The organism is Paenibacillus athensensis, assembly GCF_004514475.2.
Lineage (GTDB): Bacteria > Bacillota > Bacilli > Paenibacillales > NBRC-103111 > Paenibacillus_AL > Paenibacillus_AL athensensis.
On record NZ_MYFO02000004.1, the window covers coordinates 37,437 to 55,641 of the forward strand.

The window sequence follows — 18,205 nt, forward strand, 5'->3', positions numbered from 1 at the left end:
GAGCGTCTGACCATTTTATGATGCAAAGGAGCTTGTCTGCCGTTGGAAACGTCATTTCAGCCTGGTCTTATCATTTGGAATCTGCTGGCCGTGCTTGCGCTTGTCGTGCTGAACGGTTTGTTCGTCGCCGCCGAATTTGCGCTCGTCAAGGTGCGGGCGACGCGATTGCAGCAATTGGTGAACGAAGGCAGCGGCAAAGCGAAATTTGCGCTTGCGGTCACGCAGAAGCTCGATACGTATTTATCTGCTACGCAGCTCGGGATTACGCTGGCGTCGCTGGGTCTTGGCTGGGTCGGAGAGCCGGCAGTGTCCAAGCTGATCATTGAACCTTTGATGCACGCCATGCATCTGGAGTACTCTGTGCTGACGCACACGCTGTCTTTTATCGTTTCATTTGCCGTGATTACGTTCCTGCATATTGTGCTGGGGGAGCTTGCGCCCAAATCGCTGGCGATTCAGAAGGCCGAAGCGACCTCGCTCTGGCTTTCGGCGCCGCTATTGTATTTTTACAAGCTGTTCCGCCCGCTGATTTGGGTGTTGAACGGGGCTGCCAACAAGTTTTTGCGCTGGGTCGGCGTTGAACCGGCCAGCGAGCACGAAGCGGCGCATACCGAAGAAGAAATTCGTATCCTGATGGACGAAAGCGTCAAAAGCGGTCATATCGATCAAGACGAAATGGTATTGTTCGATAATATTTTCGAGTTCTCCGACCGGATTGCCCGTGAAGTGATGCTGCCGCGCATGGATATGGACTGCTTGTTTCTGGATCTGGGCTTCGCGGAAAATTTGCAATTTGTGCATGAAAGCAAGCATACGCGTTATCCGGTAGCGCAAGGCGACAAGGACCAAATCGTCGGTTTTGTCCACATCGTTGATTTATTGACGGCCGATCCCGACGAGGAGCAGGAGCTGCAAACCTTCATCCGCCCGATCCTCAACGTGCCGGAATCGATGGAAATCAGCCGCGTTCTCCGACTGATGCAAAAAAAGCATTCCCAGCTGGCGATTGTCGTCGACGAATACGGCGGCACGGCAGGACTGTTGACGCTGGAGGATATTATGGAAGAAATCGTCGGCGAGCTGCATGACGAATTCGATGAAGGCGAGCAGCCGGATATTGAAGTGAAGGAGACGTATACGTCGGTAGACGGCCGCGTACTGCTGGAGGATGTCAACGACCTGCTGGATTTGAGTATCGAAGACGATGAGGTTGATTCGATTGGCGGCTGGTTGTTCAAAAAGCTGGAGGGTTCGCCGCTCAAAGGCAAAAAGGTGGAGTACGGCGAGCATGTTTTTGAAATATCCGAGGTGGACCGATTGCGCATCGTAAGAATCCATATCACGAAGGTCGGATTTGCTATACCTGGAAACGAATAAGCGGGAGGTCCGCCTGATGTCAATGAAAACCGTATTGGTCATGGTGTTCGGGTTACTGCTGATGTACGCCTTGTTTACGGTCGGCTTGCCGTTTCTGCTGGCGCTGGTCGTGGCGATTTTTCTGGATCCGCTGACTGCGCTGCTGATGCGGGCCGGGCGCATGAACCGGGTGGCTGCCGGAACCTTGATCAGCACGCTGTTTACGGTGCTGACGCTGACGCTGTTTTATTTTATCGGTCTGAATGTCGTGACAGAGCTGATCGAGCTGGGGCGCAAGGTGCCAACGTATATGAACGATGTGAATGATTATGTCGATCAGGCTGTGACGCGCACTCAGGTCTTTTACGAATCGCTGTCGCCCGATATGGCCTCGCAGCTGCAAAGCTGGCTGGAGCAAGGCACGGCATCGCTGACCGAAACGCTCAAGGATCTGATTACGGGCATCTCCGGTTTCTTTCTGGGCATTGCCGGCAAAATTCCGAATTTGTTTATTGTGTATATTATGTTTGTGGTGGCGCTCTATTTGTTTACGTACAGCTTGCCGCAGCTCAAATCGGCGTTTCTGGGATTGTTCGAAGAAAAGTCGCGTATGAAAATGAGCGATGTCCTCGGCAACCTGCGGGCAGCGATCTTCGGATTCATTCGCGCACAGCTAATTATGGCGGTGTTCACGTATCTGGTCACGTTCATGGGCTTGCTGCTGCTTGGCGCCGAATATCCGCTGGCGATCTCGCTTGTCGTGATGGTTATGGAGTTCGTGCCGGTTGTCGGGACCGGACTGGTGTTCATCCCGTGGATTGCTTATCAGCTGCTGGTCGGTCACATGGGCTTTGGCATCGGGTTGCTGGTATTGTTCCTGGCGTTGACCATTCTGAGGCGAATTGTGGAGCCCAAGGTGTTGAGCGACGCCGTCGGCATTAATGCATTATCGGCGTTGATCAGCCTGTACGTCGGCTTTGAACTGGTCGGTCTGGTCGGCTTGTTTCTCGGTCCGATGGTGGTGATCATGTATCAGGCGATGCGCAAGGCGGGGCTTTTGCAGATGAACATCAAGCTGGATTAGCTTTGTCCGGCAGGTGCCGCCAAGTCGTGTTTGGGGAAGAGATGTGGTGGGCTTTGATTAAATTGATTTTGTTCGATCTGGACGATACGCTGTTTGATTTTACCGATACGTGGAACATCGTGCTGCCGCGCATGTTTGCCGAGCATCCGGCGCTGCAGTCGGTTGACGCCCAGGCATTTTTTCAGGCATTTCAAACGAACAGCGATGCGTTGTTTGTCCACTATGAGCGGCACGTCTATACGCTGGAGCAGTACCGCAACGAGCGGCTGCTGCAAACGGCGGCAGGGTTCGGGCTCAGTTTTACTCCGGAGGAGGCTGCGGCGTTTAACGCCGGGTTTGTTGAGCGTTATTTGCTCAGCTTGCAGCCCAAGCCCGAAACGCAGGAGCTGCTCAGGCACCTGGAGCCGCGTTATCAACTTGGCATCGTGACCAACGGGCCGCATGATATGCAGGCCGGCAAGCTGGAGAAGCTGGGTTTGCAGCCGTTTTTCCCGGCGGATGCCGTGTGGGTGTCGCATGTGGTCGGCTACGGCAAGCCGGACCGGCGCATTTACGAGCTGGCGCTGGCCCGCTTTGGGGTCAAGCCGGAAGAGGCGCTGTTTGTCGGCGACTCGTGGGAAGCCGATGTGGCCGGGCCGATGCGCGCTGGCCTGCAGGCTGTGTGGCTGAACAAATACGGGCGTCCCCGTCCGCAGAGCGATGTAACGCCGCTGGCGGAAATCGCTGCTTTGCGGGAGCTGCTGGACATCGTGTAGCCGCGGCTGCACGGATTTTTGCAAGAACGTACATATGAAAAAGACCATTGCCTGATTGTCGGGCAGTGGTCTTTTGGCTTTTAATAAACGCGTTTGGCGCCCATGTAGAGGGGTCCCCAGTAGCTGCTGTCCATGCTTTGCGGATAAATACCGGCCGAGCGGGTGGCGGAAAGGAATTGATTTCCTCCCATATACAAGCCGACGTGATCGACAACGCCGTTGCCCGCGATGCTGAAAAATACCAGATCGCCCGGCTTCAAGGCATTCCGGCTGATCGAGTCGCCCATTGTCGCCAATTGGGCCGATGTGGTGCGGGTCATACTGACCCCGTGCGTTGTAAACAGATAATAGACGAAGCCGGAGCAATCAAAGCCGCTTGGCGTTGTACCGCCCCACAAATACGGCGTGCGCAGCAGATTCATGCCGTCGTCGAGCATCGCTTTTTTGATTAGTGCATGGGAGATCGCGGTTTGCGTCAGGTTGCCTGCGATACCGTCGGCAGCGAGGCCGTAAGCTTTTTGAAAATCGATGACGGCTTGCGTGGTGATGGAGCCAAAGTAACCGGTGATGGTCGGATAAGTAAAGTAGCCGAGGGTTTTCAGGTTCTCCTGCAGGCTTGAAACGGAGCTGCTGCTCATTCCTTGCGCCAGCGTAGCGCTGCTTGTCGTAGCGGCGTTGGCCGTGAGCGGAGCGTAGGCAGCGCCGGCGCTTGCCGTCAAAGCGAGCGCGGCAACAGCGAGCGCAATTTTCCTTTTCAACATGATGAATACCTCCTGATGATGGTCATGGTGCGGCTCGTTTGTTCCATTGTAAACGCAATCAAGATGTGGAAACAATACATAAATTTTGGAAATACGCATCTTGGCCAAGATGTCGCGCATATACCAGTTACGTAGGCTTTTGCCCGATGAAGGAAGGGCCTGCACCCCACAGTTAAGGAGGAAACGCTGATGCATTCGCAATTTAAGGTGTGGTTCCCTTATATCGGGCCGTGCGACCCGTGTCCGCCGATTCGGGAGAAATTTTATAATACGCCGCCCCAGCTGTATATGACGTTTCAACCGCCCGGATTGCCGCAGTTCAGTCCGTATGAAGCATTAAAGCTGGGGACGTTATGGCCTGCACTCTTCGGTCCGTATGAGTCAAAGGCAGCCGTGGAAAGGAGAGGCGCAGATGAGTAGTCAACCGTGTTTGCCGGAATCGTATTACACGCAGCTGCGCGATCTGCAGGCGGTCGATTTTGTGCTGGTGGAGCTGACGTTGTATTTGGATACGCATCCCGATGATTTGGGAGCGATTCAGCAGTACAATCAATTCGCGCACAAGCGGTCGCATATGGTGCAGCAGTTTGAGCTGGAATTCGGACCGTTGATGCCTTATGGGCACAGCTATAGCAAGCATCCGTGGCAGTGGGTGGAGACGCCCTGGCCGTGGCAGGTTTGATTCGGGGGGAGGACCGGTATGTGGGTTTATGAAAAAAAATTGCAGTATCCCGTTCGCGTCAGCAAATGCGACCCTTATATGGCAAAGCTGCTGCTGGAGCAATACGGGGGGGCGGACGGCGAGTTGGCCGCCGCTCTCCGCTATTTGAATCAGCGTTACACGATCCCCGACAAGGTAATCGGGCTGTTGACTGACATCGGCACAGAGGAATTCGCGCACTTAGAGATGATTGCGACGATGGTTTACAAGCTGACGAAGGATGCAACGCCCGAGCAAATGCGGGCTGCGGGGCTGGCCGACCATTACGTTGCGCACGATAGCGCGCTGTTTTATCAAAATGCTGCCGGGGTGCCCTGGACGGCCACTTATATCCAGGCGAAAGGCGATCCGATTGCCGATTTGTACGAGGATATCGCCGCCGAGGAGAAAGCGCGGGCTACATATCAATGGTTGATCGATATGACGGATGACGTCGATTTGCAGGACGGCTTGAAATTTTTGCGGGAGCGGGAGATTGTGCATTCGTTGCGGTTTAGAGAGGCTGTGGAAATTTTAAAAGAGGAGCGTGTAGTGAAAAAAGTATTTTGATCCGCGGGCGCTTGAGCTCGAATAAGTCCAAGCGGTTGGCCAGGAGCTAACAGCTTGGGCTTTTTTGCGTTAAACGGGGCGGGAAACAGCAGAAGGGATAGAGGAAGAGCACAAATAAAAAACGCAATAAATAGAAATATTTGTAAATTATCATTTACAAGGGAACGTGTGTTTGGTATTATATAAGAACATTAGTTTTTATTTCGGATGCCTTCAGGCGTTGCCGATAGAGAAGAAGGAGGATGCGTATGAGCGTGCGTGCAGACTTGTTGAAACGGTTGGGCGGACAAATGGAGATCATTTATATGGACCGGGAGGGCAAGCTGACGCAGCGGCGCATTCGCATTCTGGCGGTCAGCGACGAGGATGTGAAGGCGTTTTGTTATACGCAGCGCGGACCGCGGGTATTTCGGCTTGAGCGGATTCTGGCGGCTGCGGTCATTCCCAAGGTGCAGCGGCATAACGTGCAAAAGCCCCCGACAGCTGTCTAGTCAGGGGCTGAATATGGTTTCATTTGTGTGAGCGGTGGCCGCGAGCAACAGGCTTTGTTTGATTATGGGCGAAAACGCTCAAGGAGCCAATCGGCTTCGCAAGCTGTGTCCGGCGGTCAGCAATCGGCTGGAGGCTGCTGCTCTGCGCCTTGAATCCAGATACGCTCCAGCTCCAGCGAAGCGCTGACGAGCAGCAAATCGGCTTGTTTGCCTGCGGCAATCGAGCCGGTGCGGCTGTCGATGCCGAGCAAGCGGGCCGGGTTGCCGCTGGCGTAGCCGCTCGCTTGCGGCACGCTGACGCCAACTTCGCGGACCATATAACGGAACGCGTCGATCATCGTCAGCGTGCTTCCAGCCAGACTGCCGCCTTCGGTCAGTCTGGCCACTCCTGCGCGGACTGTAACGTCGAGGCCGCCGAGCTCGTATTGACCGTCGCCAAGTCCGGCCGCGGAGATGGCGTCGGTAATCAGCAGCAGATTGCGTTGCTGCTTGACTTGCGTCAGCAGGCGGATCGCCGCCGGATGGACATGGTGTCCGTCCGCGATCACTTCGCCGCTGAGGCGTTGGTCGGCCAGCACGGCGCCGACCGTGCCCGGTTCGCGATGATGAAGCCCCTTCATCGCGTTGAAGGTGTGGACCGCATGCGTGAGCCCGGCGCCAACAGCCGACTGCATATCGGCGTAAGTGGCGTCGGTATGACCGCATGCGGCCACGATGCCGTGATCGCGCAGCCACGCGATCAGCTCCAGCGCACCCTCGCGTTCGGGGGCGAGGGTGAGCAGGCGCACGAGCGCAGGGTAGCGCTCGTGCCAGTCCTGCAGCCAGCTTAACTGCGGCAGCGTGATATGCTGTGTGTTCTGGGCGCCGGGCCATTTCGGTGAAATGAACGGCCCTTCCAGATGCACGCCTAGCAGCTGCGCGTAAGGCATGGGCTGCTCCGTATAGGCGCGGACAGCAGCCAGCACGCGCTCCAGCTCCTCGCGCGGCGCGGTCATCGTGGTGGCGAGCATCGCCGTCGTACCGTTCGCTGCGTGAAAGCGGGTAATCGTGTCCAGCGTCTGCGGACTCGCTTCCATGAAGTCCGCGCCGTAGCCGCCGTGTACATGCACGTCGATAAATCCGGGCAGTACCCAGCCGCCGCGCGCGTTGATAACGCGAACCTCTGAGTCCGCAGCAGACCAGCCTGCTTCGCTGCGGCTGCCTGCTTCGATAATGACGCCATTGGCAAATTGGACGAAGCCGTCTGCAATGACGCCGTTTTCTGTAACTACGTTAGCATTGACGATCAGCACGCTGTCGCTCATTCGAAATACCTCCCGGCTTCGGCGTCCAGGAGAACGACCAGATGAGGATGTGTTTGCAGCAGGCTGGCGGGCAGTTCGGTTGTAATCGGACCTGTCAACGCTTGATGGACAATTTCCGCTTTATCAGCACCGCGTACGACGAGCAGGATCGTTTTGGCTTTGAGAATCGTGCCGACGCCCATCGTCAGCGCATGCGTGGGCACCTCGTCCGGCGAATTGAAGAAGCGGGCATTCGCTTCCCGGGTAGCAGGCTTCAGTTCAACCAGATGCGTACCGCTAACCAGAGAATGATCAGGTTCGTTAAAGCCGATATGACCGTTGTGCCCCAATCCGAGTATTTGCAAATCGATTTGCTTCGCTTCATCCAGCAGCCGGTCGTAATTCAGGCATTCTGCAGCCGGATCGGCGGCATTGGCATTGGGGATATGCGCTTGAGCGGGAGGAAGATCGACATGATTGAACAAATGATGATTCATATAGGAGCGGTAGCTTTCCGGATGTCCTTCAGGCAGTCCGACATATTCGTCGAGATTGAAGGAGGTCACGCCTTTGAAGCTGATGCGACCCTTTCGATACGCCTTGACCAACTCCTCGTAGATACCGACCGGCGTTCCTCCGGTAGCAAGGCCAAGCACGACGCGCGGCTGCAGTTGCACCAACCCGGCGATAATGCCGGCTCCGGCTTCGTTTAGCTCCTGTGTGTTTTGAAAACGATGAATATTCATGCGTTCCCGCCTCCTTCTTTGAGTTAAAACGGCTTCTGCGATCTATTTGCTGCCTTTTCCGCGATATTTATGGACCATTTGATAGGACTGCTCCAGTCTTGGCACCAGCTCGCCAAATTGCTCGCTGACCAGACCTGCAAATAAAATGTCGACGACATGCAGCTGCGCAATGCGTGAAGCCATATCGCCGCGGCGGATACCTTCTTCCAGCGTAGACGTAAACAGCTTGATATCCGACAGGTCGGACAAGCGATTCGAACCGTATTTGGTCAAGCTGATTGTAGTTGCGCCCTGTTCTTTGGCGCACAGCAGAGCCTGAATGGTTTCGGTTGTTTCCCCCGAATAGGAGATCGCTAACGCAACATCGCCTGGCTCAAGCGTCGAAGCGGAAGTAATCTGCATGTGCGGGTCGCTGGACGCGGTCGTTCGTTTCCCGATCCGCACGAGCTTTTGGTAAAAATCCTGTGCAACGACGCCCGATGTAGCTACGCCGTACAAATCGATATGACGCGCTTGACCAAGCGCGTCCAGCGCCAGACGAAGCTGTTTGCGGTCGAGCAGTCGCGTGGTATCGGATATCGATTTAAGATGATTCGCTTCCATCGCGGCAATGATTTTATCGAGCGGGTTGCCGGCGACAATATCCTGATAGGACGGAGCCGAATCGGGCTGCGCCAATTCAGCGGCCAGCTTCATCTTGAAATCGGCGAAGCCTTGAAAATACATGCTTTTGCAAAAACGTGAAATGGTAGCTGCACTGGTAGCTGACCGTTCGGCCAGCTCGGTGATGCTTAACTCGACCGTTTCCAGCGCATGGTCGATGATGTAGGCGGCAAGAGCCTGCTCTTGACGATTCAAGCTGGTCTTGCGCTGTTTGATGGCTTGCAAAATGCCAGACATAGCGTTCAACTCCGATAATTATTTTCATCATATTTATTATAAAAAGAAAATTATTTTCATATTGATCATAGCCGATTTTCTTCTCGTTGGCAATGTCCTTTTGTCTTCATTGACATCGCGTAGCAGCTTTGCCATGCTAATGAAGATGAAGAGACAAGATTCAACGGAAAAGGAGAGGGAACAGATGTTGGAAACCAAAACTACGCAGCCGGAAGCCATGTTGTTTGATCTGGACGGGACGTTGTTCCGCACGGAGACGTTGCTGTTGCCTGCCTATCGGGCCACGTTTGACGAATTGCGCCGCCAAGGGCTTTATTCCGGCGAGACGCCGCCCGAGGAGCGGATTCTCAGTTGTCTGGGCATGCTCCTGGACGAAATTTGGCTCCGCGTCATGCCTGAAGCTTCAGCCGAGGCGCGAGCCGAAGCGGATAAGCTGCTGCTGCGTTATCAAATCGAAGGTTTGCATAGCGGAGAAGGCGAGCTTTACGAAGGGGTGGCCGAAACGCTCCGTGAGCTGCAGGCGCGGGGAATTCGCCTATTCGTAGCCAGCAACGGTTTGGAGCATTACGTAAAGCATGTCGTAGAAGCCAAGAGGATTGGCGTTTTTTTCGAGGATCTGTACAGTGCCGGGCGATTCCAGACACGTTCCAAGGTAGATCTGGTCAAGCTGCTGCTCGATCATTCGGGTGTCCGTTCCGCGTGGATGGTCGGGGACCGCTCGTCCGACGTGGAGGCAGGTCTTCGCAACGGCTTGACGGTAGCGGCTTGCGACTACGCAGGCTTCCGGGCTCCCGGCGAGCTGGACGGGGCGCAATTGCGTATTTCGCGCTTTGCCGAGCTGCTGGAGCATCTTCCGGCTGCGGCGCAGCAGAAATAAGTCGCATCGCTCCGCATTTGGGCATATACTGGAGCATACTTGAATTTAAAGGATGCTGATGCCAGAATGCCATGCTTTGTCGGTGCGTTTAAAGTGGTCAGTAACGAGGGCAATCTGATTAACGGCGATACGCTTGTTGTTTCACCGACAAGCGCAAGCAAATCGTATTCGGGTGCCGGCGGAGGCATTACCGGCGATTTTTCGGTATCGAATACGCTATTTAGCGCTACGGTGACATTCGACCCTGATGTGGTGGAAGCCGGCGCCAATAAAATCGCAACCGGAACATAGCAGTAGAGCGCGGGCCGCAAGCCTGGACTCGTCCTAGGACGCAGTCCGGCGCGGTCTTTTTTTTCGGGAATTGACAGACGACTTCGTCCTCTTATATATTTATTATAAATATATGAGCATTTGTTCATATATTGAGTGTATACATAAGCCGGACTTCATGATCTCATGCTAATGGACAGATATAAGGGGGAATTTGGATGATACGACGTGTGCTGCAACCAGAATCGCCCAACATGTATTGGGCTCACGATCGCGGAGCGAACGGAGGAGCAGACCGCGAATCCGATCACCGTTTAGATCAGTGCCACGACGATGTGCAAGGCCGAGACAAAGACGATGCTCACGCGAAAGGCTGCAATGACAGTCACGGCCACCATGACAGTCATAACCATAGCCACGACGATAGCCACGGTCATAACCATAGCCACGGACATAACGACAGACATAACCACGGACATAGCCACGGACATAACGACGGATATAAAGACAGACATAACCACGGACATAACGACAGACATAACCACGGCCATAGCCACGGACACGGACATGGTCATGGTCATCACCATCATCACGGTCATAGGGGGAATAAACGCGGGCTGGCTATGGCGCTTGGAATTACGCTTGTGATTATGCTGGTGGAATTTATCGGCGGTCTGGCTACGGACAGCCTGGCGCTTTTGTCGGACTCCGGGCATATGCTGAGCGACGCCGGAGCGCTTGCATTAAGTTTGCTGGCGTTGTGGTTTGCTGGCAAACCGGCTTCCCCGCAAAGGACGTTTGGGTTTCACCGCTTTGAAATTTTGGCGGCTTGTTTGAATGCGCTCATGTTGTTTATTATTGCCGGTTTTATTATTTGGGAGGCGATTGGCCGCTTTATGGAGCCGCCGAAAGTGGCTAGCGGTCCGATGATGCTGGTCGCTTCAGTCGGATTGATTGCCAATCTGCTGAGCATGTGGTCGCTGATGAAGCAAGGCGATGTACACGGCAATATGAATATTCGAAGCGCCTACTTGCACGTTATCGGCGATGCGCTGGGTTCGGTGGGCGCGTTGTTGGCTGGCGGACTTATGCTGCTGTTCGGCTGGTACGTGGCCGATCCGATCATTAGCGTGGTCGTGGCGCTGCTGATTTTGAAAAGCGCTTGGTCGGTGCTGAAAATGAGTGTCCATATCTTAATGGAAGGCGCGCCGGTGTCGGTCAATTGCAGCGAAGTCCAACAAGCGTTGGAGGGCATTGAGGGCGTGCTTGACGTGCATGATCTGCACATCTGGACGATTACCTCGGGGCTGGATTCATTAAGCTGCCATGTGCGAATTGAAGATTCGCATAACGGCCAGCACATTTTGCAAAAAGCGATCGAGCTGCTGGAGCAGCGCTTTTCGATTACCCACGCTACGATTCAAGTGGAGACGTCGCTGACGCGTCACGGCGAATTCAAGGTGTGAGCAAGTGGGGGGAAGGCAGTGGGAGAGAGGGAGGGTCGGACGATGAGGAACGAGCTGCAAGAAAAACAGATCGGGCAAACGGAATGGCAAAATCAGCAGGAGCAGAACGCTTGGGAGCTGCCGGAAAATCAGCCAGATCAGCAGTTGGGCTGTGAAAGCAGTTGCACGGGTACAGAAGCGAAGACGGCGCTGAAGGAGCGTCAATTGACGGAGGAAACGGCGGTTGGTGTTGCGGAGCTGTTCAAGGCACTGGGCGATCCGACGCGGGTAAAGCTCATCTACACGCTGCTGCAGCGTGAGCTGTGCGTACATGATTTATCCGAAGCGCTTGATATGGGGCAATCGGCAATCTCGCATCAGCTGCGTTATTTGCGCAATTTGCATATCGTGAAGCGGAGGAAGGCGGGCAAAACGGTGTATTACTCGCTGGATGACATGCATATCGAGCAGATCTTCGTGCAGACGCTGCAGCATTTGCAGCATATGTAAGCGGAAGCGATGAAACGAGTCATCGGTTCCGTCCAATTTTCTTTTAATCGCCGGCCGTTCCGCTGCTGCTGCCGCCGCTGCGGCTGCCGCTTGCGCTGCTCTCGCTTCGCCTGCTTTTGCGCTGCTTCAACAGCCACACTGCGTATTCCAGCGGCCGTGTGACGGCTCTGCGATAGGTGACGCTTTCGCCGATCCGGCGAAAAATTTCCCGCGACGGCTTGGGATTGACCTCAAGCAGCCAGATACCGCCCTTGGGATCGACGGCGATGTCGAGGCCCAGCTCACATTGTCGGCCGAAGCGGCCTTCCAAATACGTAGCCAGCTCGTAAGCAAAGCTGTACATATCGTCTTTGATCCGTTCGATTTTATCGGCTTCACTGAAGCGGTAAGCCAGCATTTTATCCAGCGATACGGCACTGCCGCCGCCGTGCAGGTTGCTCGTAATGCTTTTGCGCGGGCCGATACGCCCGGCGCAGCCAGTCACTTCCCATTCGCCCTCGCCGTTTTTTTGAATCAGCAGCCTGTAATCGTGCACCCGTCCGTCTTTGAGCGTAAGCGGGATGCCCTGCTGCACCACGTAGTCGGAGCTCAGCTGCATCGCGTTCAGCCGGATGGCCAGCTGCTTTTCGGAGGCCCGCACCGGAGCGAGAATGGTGCGCTGCTGATTCCGTCCCTGCAACAAAAACAAATTGCGCGAGATTTGCTCGATGCGCAAAATACCCCGCCCGCCGGTGCCATTTTTCGGCTTGAGGTAAATCAGCTTATGCTTTTTTAAAAAGCGCATCAGCTCGTTGGTGCCGGTATACCGAAATGTTTCGGGAATGTAGCGGCGAATCGATTCGTCTTCACTCAAAACCTGATGCATCGTCCACTTGTTGGCAAGCGGTCGGCCCAGATAACGCAGCCGCGTATATTTGCTGCGGAACGCTTTGAGCACCCGATAAGTCGCTACCCCATGATAGCGGCAGCGGTCATAGATCAGCGGCGGAAAAGTCGTGCGCTGGCGCACCCATTTGCCACGGGCCGCATCGTAAGTGAGCGTCCGCACGATTCTGCCTTCTTCAACGTCGGTTGGCGTGAACACCTCGACCTTCAGCCCCAGCCGTTCTCCCTCCAGACAAAGCCGGCGGAAAAACCCTAGCTCTTCCAGCCGAGCGTTGTTCAAATAAACGGCCAATACGCCCAGTCGCTCCAGAGCCATGCGTCATCACCTTCTTTTGCCCTTTTTGTATAAATACAAGCTGTATCGGATGATGCGTTCCAGTGATTTTTGCCGGATATGCGGTTCGTCGAATTTCATCGGCTTGGAATTGGCTTCAAAAAACCAGATGCGGCCGGACGTATCAATGCCCAGATCCATCGACATCTCACCGAGCTGATGGCCCGAAGCGCTTTCGATGTGGGAAGCCAGCTTCAATGCCGTCTGATGTACCCGTTTGAGCAGCCGTTTGGCTTCGCTTGCGCCAAATGCGTGCGTCAGCAGCTTCAGCGGGTCGTCGATCGAGCCGCCGCGAGGCACGTGGGTTGTGATGCTGCGGCGTCCCGCGACGCGCGCGCCGATGCCCGTGACGGCCCAGCGGCCGCGGCCGGTTTTCTGGACCAGCGCTCGCAAATCGTAATTGCGCTGCTTGAAACGCGAGAGCGTAATGCCCTGCTGCACGATATATTCCTTGCTGCCCCGCTGCTCGCTGACCTGCTGCCAAAGCGCATCCAGCGAGCTGTGCGCAAAGCGATTCATCTGCTTGTCATCCTGCACGAACAGCAGGTACTCTGTCTGTTGTCCCTTCGAGATCCGCCGCTCAAGCCGCATAATGCCGCGACCGGCCTTGCCCTTGACCGGCTTCAAGTACACGAAATCGTGCTCGCGGAGCATCCGGTCGAGCTCTTGTGCCGAGCTGAGCTGCAGCGTTTCCGGTATGAACGGCCGGCTTTCCCGCGATTGGTTCAGCCATTCGAACAGCGTCCATTTATTGAAAAAGGACGGGTTGAACAGGCTGAGACTTTTGCTGCGCGAAATGGCCTGCAGCGTTTGCTGCACATCGGGCAGCAGCTCCATTTTACGATAAGGGACGCGGTTATAAATAACGTGCGGAGCGGGAACGAGTTCCCGGCTCCAGCGTTTTTTCTCAAAGTTGTAGCGGTAGCCGGACACCTGCTTGGCGGTCAGGCTCAAATCGGCGGCGGCCACGACATAGACGTCGGCGCCCAGCGCCTGGCCGGTGCGGATCAGGTCGACAAAATTGTCGGCATTGCCGCGAAACTGACGTTGATCGTTTTTGACCGTCAAAATCGCCAGCACGGGCTTTTGGCCCTGGTCATGGAGCGTCACATCCATTATACGTCCCTCCTGGTGCGGAAACGGCTCAGATACAGGCAGTGTTCATAGATGTTGGCGAGCGAGTCGCGGTCCTGATCCTTCAACGATGGATGCTTGAAGATGGAACGTCCGGGTTTGGCGTTGGCTTCAAACATCCAGATTTTTTCATTCTGGTCAATGCCGATATCGAAGCCCAGCTCGCCAAGCAGGTGATTGTAGTTGTTTTCGATGGCCTCAGCCAGCGTGACCGCCGTTTCCTTGGCGTTGTTCAGCACCGCTTCGGCGCGTGCGCCATACAGCTGGCGAAGCGCCTGCTCGGGAGTCATCAGTTGACCGCCGGTACGGATATGCGTCGTGACGCTGCCTTTGCCGGCTTTTTTCGCGCCGATGGCGGCAACGACCCATTGGTCGGCTCCGGTTTTGGTCATATGAAAGCGGAAGTCGATCGGACAGCCGTCGATTTCGATCAAGCGGATGCCTTGCTGAGCAACGTAGTTCTGTAAACGACCACGCTCGGCGCCGAGCATGCCGACGAGGCCCTCGAACTTATTGTAGCGCAGCAGCACATTGCGCCCGCCCTTGCGGTAGCGCACGAAGTAGCCGCGTTTGGGGTTGTAGGTGACCCGGTAAATACCGATGCCGAGACTCCCGGCCGTAGGCTTGAGGTAGATGAATTTATGCTTGTCGAGCATTTCGCGAATTTGTTCGGGTGACGGGTTGATGCGCGATTCCGGTACATATTTGAAGGCGTCGTCGCCGTCGAGCATTTTATAAACATCCCATTTGTCGAAAAAGCTCCAGTTGAACAGCGGAATGCCCCGACGGACAAAACGTTCCTTGAAGCCTTCCATGCCGGCGGATTTCTCCGCCTTGCGGCTGGAGAGCCGGTTGTAGACGACATCGGGCAGAGGTACGGTTTTTCGCGTCCAGCCGCCGCCTTCACGCGGAATCAGTGCGTGGACGGTGCCCGTCTGCCAGTTGACGTCCCGCGGACTGAAGGCGACGGGGAATGAGCGGCCCGAGCCGGTGGCAATCACTTGCCGGATAAAACCGGTTTTCGAGCCGAACGGAGCGCTGCCCGACGTGATATTGGTCAACACGCCGATGACCGGACCCAGGCGCACTTCCCTGGCGGTATTGCTGATGGCCAGGCAGCTGCCGATCCGCGGCAGGCGCAGGCTCGCCATCAGGCTGAGCGGCAGGAAGAGCTGCTGGCCGGGGCGTTGGATGAGCCGCATCGGTACGGTTGCCGATTTGCTGCCGACTTTGACGGTAATCGTTTTGGCCCCGGTTAACCGCAAAGCTTTGACGAGCTCTCTGGTTACGTAGACAGATTTATCCGTTCGCTGTACGGCGTGAATCGTGCAAGTTGTCAAACTCATTAGGTTACCCTCCTAAACTTGTTGCCCTGCGGGCTTTAACGGGCCTGTCGCAGCGGATTGTTGAAGCAAAAATCGGGCGTATCGCACCGGATTGGCCAATGTCCGCGCGCGCACCTCGCGATCGGCGAGCTGCTTGAAGGCGGCGCGGCCGGGCTTGGAGTTGGCTTCCAGCAGCCACACCCGGCCCTCACGGTCGACGCCGAAATCGAGCCCCAGCTCGGCGAGCCGGCCATGCGCCGCTTCCAGCGCAGGCGGAATCCGCGCCGCCAGCTCCGCAATCGTGCGGAGCGCGGCGTCAGCCTGCGCCTCGCCGCAGGCGCGGCGCAAGAACGTTGCGGCGTCGGCCGCCGCGCCCCCGCCGTGCAGATTGGACGTCACGCTGCCAGGCTGACCGCACCGCACCGCGGTGCCGGTCGTCTGCCAGCGGCCGCGGCCGTCCTTCTGCACGAGCGCGCGGACGTCGAAGGCGACGCCGTCAGCCGTGTGCAGCGACAAATAGCGCTGCACCAAATACGAGCGGCCGCGCGCGAAGCCGCTCAGCCACTGCCACAGTTCGCCGAAGCCGGCGAACTGCAGCGCAAGGGGCGCGTTGTCGAACGCGCGCCCCAATACGAGCCAGCCGCCCTTTGCTGCCGCGGCGTCCGGCTCGTGCAGCTGGCCCGCGCCGCCGCCCTCCTTGGCGGAGGCGGCGTTCGGGCCAGGAGCGGCGCGGCGCACGTAAAGCGCGCCTTTGCCGTGGCTGGCGCCCTGCGGCTTGAGGAAGGCGCTGCCTTCCTCAGCGAGCAGGGCGCGAAGCGGCCGCGGCCCCGTCAAGCGGCGGGTCGGCGGCAAAAACGGGCGCAGGGAGGCGTCGCGTTCGAGCATCGCCTGCACCTCCCATTTGCCCGGCAGTCCGCAGCCGAGCGCTTGCACGCCCGGCGTCCGCACAAGCTGCCGCAGCTGCTCGCGGCAACGCGTCCAGCCTGCCCTTGTGGCGGGAAAGCTGCGGTCATAGACGACGGTCGGCAGCGGTCCACGGCGCTCGCGCCAGCGGCCCTCTGTCTCGTCATACGTATAGCCGCTTGCTTCGCGGCGCTGCCAGTCGATGCCGTCGGCAGCGAAGACGAACACCTCCAGCCCTTCGCGACGTCCGAACCGGCTAAGCTGCCGGTAAAAGCCGGCGCTGGCAAACGGCGGCTCCGCGCCGGGCAGCGTGCGCGCAACGAACACGCCGAGCAGCGGCGTCGCTTGGGGGTGAGGCACATAGACGATAGCTGGCATAGGTTCACCTCAAAATTTGGCCAAATAACGGGCGTACTGCACGATTTGCTTCACCGAGGGACGGATTTTCCGCTCGGACGTAAGCGGGGTATTGTCATCCTTCGACGGCTTGGAGTTGACCTCGAGCAGCCAGACCTTGCCGGCGCGGTCGACGGCCAGATCGATCCCGAGCTCGCCGAAATGATTCGGAATTTGCGTTTCGATGCCTTTGGCGATGTCAATCGCCGCTTTGCGCAGGCGGGCCGAAGCGGCTGCGCGCTGCTGAGTCCCGAGCGACGATTTGCCCAAAGCCCCTTTCACGGTGCTGAGCGAGCCGCCGCGCGCCAGATTGGAGACGAAATGCTCGCTGCCAGCGATGCGGCCGACGATCGACGTGATCGTCCATTGGCCCTGCGCATCCTTTTGCACGAGCGCGCGAAAATCGACGGGACGTCCGTCGGAGGTAATCAGCTCCAGCCCTTGCTGGAGCTGGTAGCGCTGCGCCTTGAGCTTGCCGGACAACGCCTGGAAGACGCCGGCAATCGACGGATACGTATGTCGGCTGACCCCGCCCGCATTGGTGGCGTGCACGGCATAGCCGCTGCCTTCGCGGCGGATGCGGATGATGCCTTTGCCGAGGCTGCCGGTGATCGGCTTGAGGAACAGCACCGGATGGCGGCTGGACATCGAGCGGAGCATCTGATAATTTTTAAACAGGTACGATTCCGGCAAGTAGGTGTGCAGGTGGTCGTCTTTGCGCAGCGCGTCGAACACCTCGGTTTTGTTCAAATACTTTTCGTTGAAAATGTCGGCGTTGAACCGCGATTTGGCATCCTTCATAAACTGCTGCACATTGCTCATGTTTTCATATTTTCGGGAGGTCAGGCGGTTATAAATAACATTGGGGATCGGATACGATTTTTTGGTCCAGGTGTCGCCGACCAGCACGTAACCGGACACCGATTGGGCGGAGCCGTGCATCTCCTCAGGCGGAAAAAAAACGACCAGCGCGCCGAACTGCTTGCACGCCTCCGTCATTTCCTTGCAAAAGGCGGTAATCGCGCCGAACGGCCGATCCGGCTTATGCGCATACACGCGGCTGATCATCACGCCGATCAGCGGACCAATCGCCAAGGTTGAAGTGGCGGCTTTGTAGGTAAGGCACAGCTTGGCGCCCTGGTGCAGCCCCAGCTTGGCGGCCAGTGTGGCATGCAGCCGCAGGCTGGCCGAATAGGGGCCGGAGACGACCCTCACGTCTTGTTTGGCCGAGCCAAATTTGAGCGTAAGCGTCTGGTTGACGGGGATCTTCCACTTCTTGACGATGGCATCGCTCAATACAACGGTCCGATCTTCCAAGTAGATGCTGGTGCCTTGTACGGATATCCCGATTTTCGTCCTGATCAAAAGCGAACACTCCTTCCAGCATCAAAAATCGCATTGCTTATGCAAAGTGAACTACTTCATCATATGAGGACATATATCCCTTGGTGCTTAGGCATTCGTGGGGAAGCGCCGCAGA

21 protein-coding genes are annotated in these 18,205 nt (G+C 56.6%); 12 read left to right on the top strand and 9 right to left on the bottom strand.

Annotation, left to right across the window (positions count from 1 at the left end; genetic code table 11):
• Positions 1-42 precede the first annotated feature (42 nt).
• The 3 genes from B5M42_RS08320 to B5M42_RS08330 are packed head-to-tail and all read left to right on the top strand — an operon-like array spanning position 43 to position 3,195.
• Complete coding sequence (locus B5M42_RS08320; protein ID WP_134755262.1) at positions 43-1,377, top strand: hemolysin family protein; 1,335 nt, start codon at positions 43-45, stop codon at positions 1,375-1,377.
• A gap of 16 nt (positions 1,378-1,393) precedes the next feature.
• Positions 1,394-2,440: a sporulation integral membrane protein YtvI gene (ytvI, locus tag B5M42_RS08325; protein WP_134755264.1), complete on the top strand. Its 1,047-nt coding sequence runs from the start codon at positions 1,394-1,396 to the stop codon at positions 2,438-2,440.
• A 53-nt stretch (positions 2,441-2,493) separates the two neighbouring features.
• Positions 2,494-3,195, top strand: coding sequence for an HAD family hydrolase (locus tag B5M42_RS08330; RefSeq protein WP_167690129.1), 702 nt, complete (start codon positions 2,494-2,496; stop codon positions 3,193-3,195).
• A gap of 80 nt (positions 3,196-3,275) precedes the next feature.
• Here the strand turns inward: B5M42_RS08330 and B5M42_RS08335 are convergent, their stop codons facing one another.
• Positions 3,276-3,956, bottom strand: a complete 681-nt coding sequence (locus B5M42_RS08335) for a C40 family peptidase (RefSeq protein WP_134755268.1) — start codon at positions 3,954-3,956, stop codon at positions 3,276-3,278.
• Positions 3,957-4,145: 189 nt separating this feature from the next.
• Between B5M42_RS08335 and B5M42_RS08340 the strand changes: the two genes are divergently transcribed.
• The 4 genes from B5M42_RS08340 (at position 4,146) to B5M42_RS08355 (ending at position 5,717) form a co-directional block, all read left to right on the top strand.
• Positions 4,146-4,376, top strand: a complete 231-nt coding sequence (locus B5M42_RS08340; RefSeq protein ID WP_134755270.1) for a spore coat associated protein CotJA — start codon at positions 4,146-4,148, stop codon at positions 4,374-4,376.
• Entirely contained in the window at positions 4,369-4,638 is a 270-nt protein-coding gene (locus B5M42_RS08345) for a spore coat protein CotJB (RefSeq protein WP_134755272.1), read from the top strand. The genes B5M42_RS08340 and B5M42_RS08345 overlap by 8 nt, the downstream gene beginning before the upstream one ends.
• A gap of 18 nt (positions 4,639-4,656) precedes the next feature.
• Positions 4,657-5,226 (top strand): manganese catalase family protein, encoded by a 570-nt coding sequence (locus B5M42_RS08350; protein ID WP_134755274.1) that lies wholly within the window; start codon positions 4,657-4,659, stop codon positions 5,224-5,226.
• 248 nt (positions 5,227-5,474) lie between these two features.
• A complete protein-coding gene (locus B5M42_RS08355) occupies positions 5,475-5,717 on the top strand; it encodes a hypothetical protein (RefSeq protein ID WP_230632809.1) in 243 nt (80 codons plus the stop codon).
• A 116-nt stretch (positions 5,718-5,833) separates the two neighbouring features.
• Here the strand turns inward: B5M42_RS08355 and nagA are convergent, their stop codons facing one another.
• From nagA to B5M42_RS08370, 3 genes are read right to left on the bottom strand one after another with little or no spacing between them, the layout of a single operon-like run.
• Positions 5,834-7,021: an N-acetylglucosamine-6-phosphate deacetylase gene (nagA, locus tag B5M42_RS08360; RefSeq protein ID WP_134755276.1), complete on the bottom strand. Its 1,188-nt coding sequence runs from the start codon at positions 7,019-7,021 to the stop codon at positions 5,834-5,836.
• Positions 7,018-7,746, bottom strand: coding sequence for a glucosamine-6-phosphate deaminase (nagB, locus tag B5M42_RS08365; RefSeq protein WP_134755278.1), 729 nt, complete (start codon positions 7,744-7,746; stop codon positions 7,018-7,020). Before nagB ends, nagA begins: the two co-directional genes overlap by 4 nt.
• Positions 7,747-7,788: 42 nt before the next feature.
• Positions 7,789-8,646: a MurR/RpiR family transcriptional regulator gene (locus tag B5M42_RS08370; RefSeq protein ID WP_134755279.1), complete on the bottom strand. Its 858-nt coding sequence runs from the start codon at positions 8,644-8,646 to the stop codon at positions 7,789-7,791.
• 184 nt (positions 8,647-8,830) lie between these two features.
• Between B5M42_RS08370 and B5M42_RS08375 the strand changes: the two genes are divergently transcribed.
• The 5 genes from B5M42_RS08375 (at position 8,831) to B5M42_RS08395 (ending at position 11,748) form a co-directional block, all read left to right on the top strand.
• A complete protein-coding gene (locus B5M42_RS08375) occupies positions 8,831-9,523 on the top strand; it encodes an HAD family hydrolase (protein ID WP_230632810.1) in 693 nt (230 codons plus the stop codon).
• 66 nt (positions 9,524-9,589) lie between these two features.
• A complete protein-coding gene (locus tag B5M42_RS08380) occupies positions 9,590-9,814 on the top strand; it encodes a spore germination protein (RefSeq protein ID WP_134755281.1) in 225 nt (74 codons plus the stop codon).
• Positions 9,815-10,126: 312 nt separating this feature from the next.
• Positions 10,127-10,441 (top strand): hypothetical protein, encoded by a 315-nt coding sequence (locus B5M42_RS08385; protein ID WP_230632811.1) that lies wholly within the window; start codon positions 10,127-10,129, stop codon positions 10,439-10,441.
• Positions 10,417-11,259, top strand: a complete 843-nt coding sequence (locus B5M42_RS08390) for a cation diffusion facilitator family transporter (RefSeq protein ID WP_230632812.1) — start codon at positions 10,417-10,419, stop codon at positions 11,257-11,259. Before B5M42_RS08385 ends, B5M42_RS08390 begins: the two co-directional genes overlap by 25 nt.
• Before the next feature lie 42 nt (positions 11,260-11,301).
• Positions 11,302-11,748 carry an ArsR/SmtB family transcription factor gene (locus tag B5M42_RS08395; protein WP_134755283.1) on the top strand — a complete coding sequence of 149 codons (447 nt, stop codon included), beginning with the start codon at positions 11,302-11,304 and terminating at the stop codon, positions 11,746-11,748.
• 43 nt (positions 11,749-11,791) lie between these two features.
• Here B5M42_RS08395 and B5M42_RS08400 read toward each other — a convergent pair whose 3' ends face one another.
• From B5M42_RS08400 to B5M42_RS08420, 5 genes are read right to left on the bottom strand one after another with little or no spacing between them, the layout of a single operon-like run.
• A complete protein-coding gene (locus B5M42_RS08400; RefSeq protein WP_134755285.1) occupies positions 11,792-12,949 on the bottom strand; it encodes a YheC/YheD family endospore coat-associated protein in 1,158 nt (385 codons plus the stop codon).
• A gap of 6 nt (positions 12,950-12,955) precedes the next feature.
• Positions 12,956-14,083 carry a YheC/YheD family endospore coat-associated protein gene (locus B5M42_RS08405; protein WP_134755287.1) on the bottom strand — a complete coding sequence of 376 codons (1,128 nt, stop codon included), beginning with the start codon at positions 14,081-14,083 and terminating at the stop codon, positions 12,956-12,958.
• Positions 14,083-15,447: a YheC/YheD family endospore coat-associated protein gene (locus B5M42_RS08410; protein WP_134755289.1), complete on the bottom strand. Its 1,365-nt coding sequence runs from the start codon at positions 15,445-15,447 to the stop codon at positions 14,083-14,085. Before B5M42_RS08410 ends, B5M42_RS08405 begins: the two co-directional genes overlap by 1 nt.
• A gap of 12 nt (positions 15,448-15,459) precedes the next feature.
• Positions 15,460-16,707 carry a YheC/YheD family endospore coat-associated protein gene (locus B5M42_RS08415; RefSeq protein WP_134755291.1) on the bottom strand — a complete coding sequence of 416 codons (1,248 nt, stop codon included), beginning with the start codon at positions 16,705-16,707 and terminating at the stop codon, positions 15,460-15,462.
• Between the two features lie 9 nt (positions 16,708-16,716).
• A complete protein-coding gene (locus B5M42_RS08420) occupies positions 16,717-18,090 on the bottom strand; it encodes a YheC/YheD family endospore coat-associated protein (RefSeq protein ID WP_134755293.1) in 1,374 nt (457 codons plus the stop codon).
• Between the last annotated feature and the right edge of the window lie 115 nt (positions 18,091-18,205).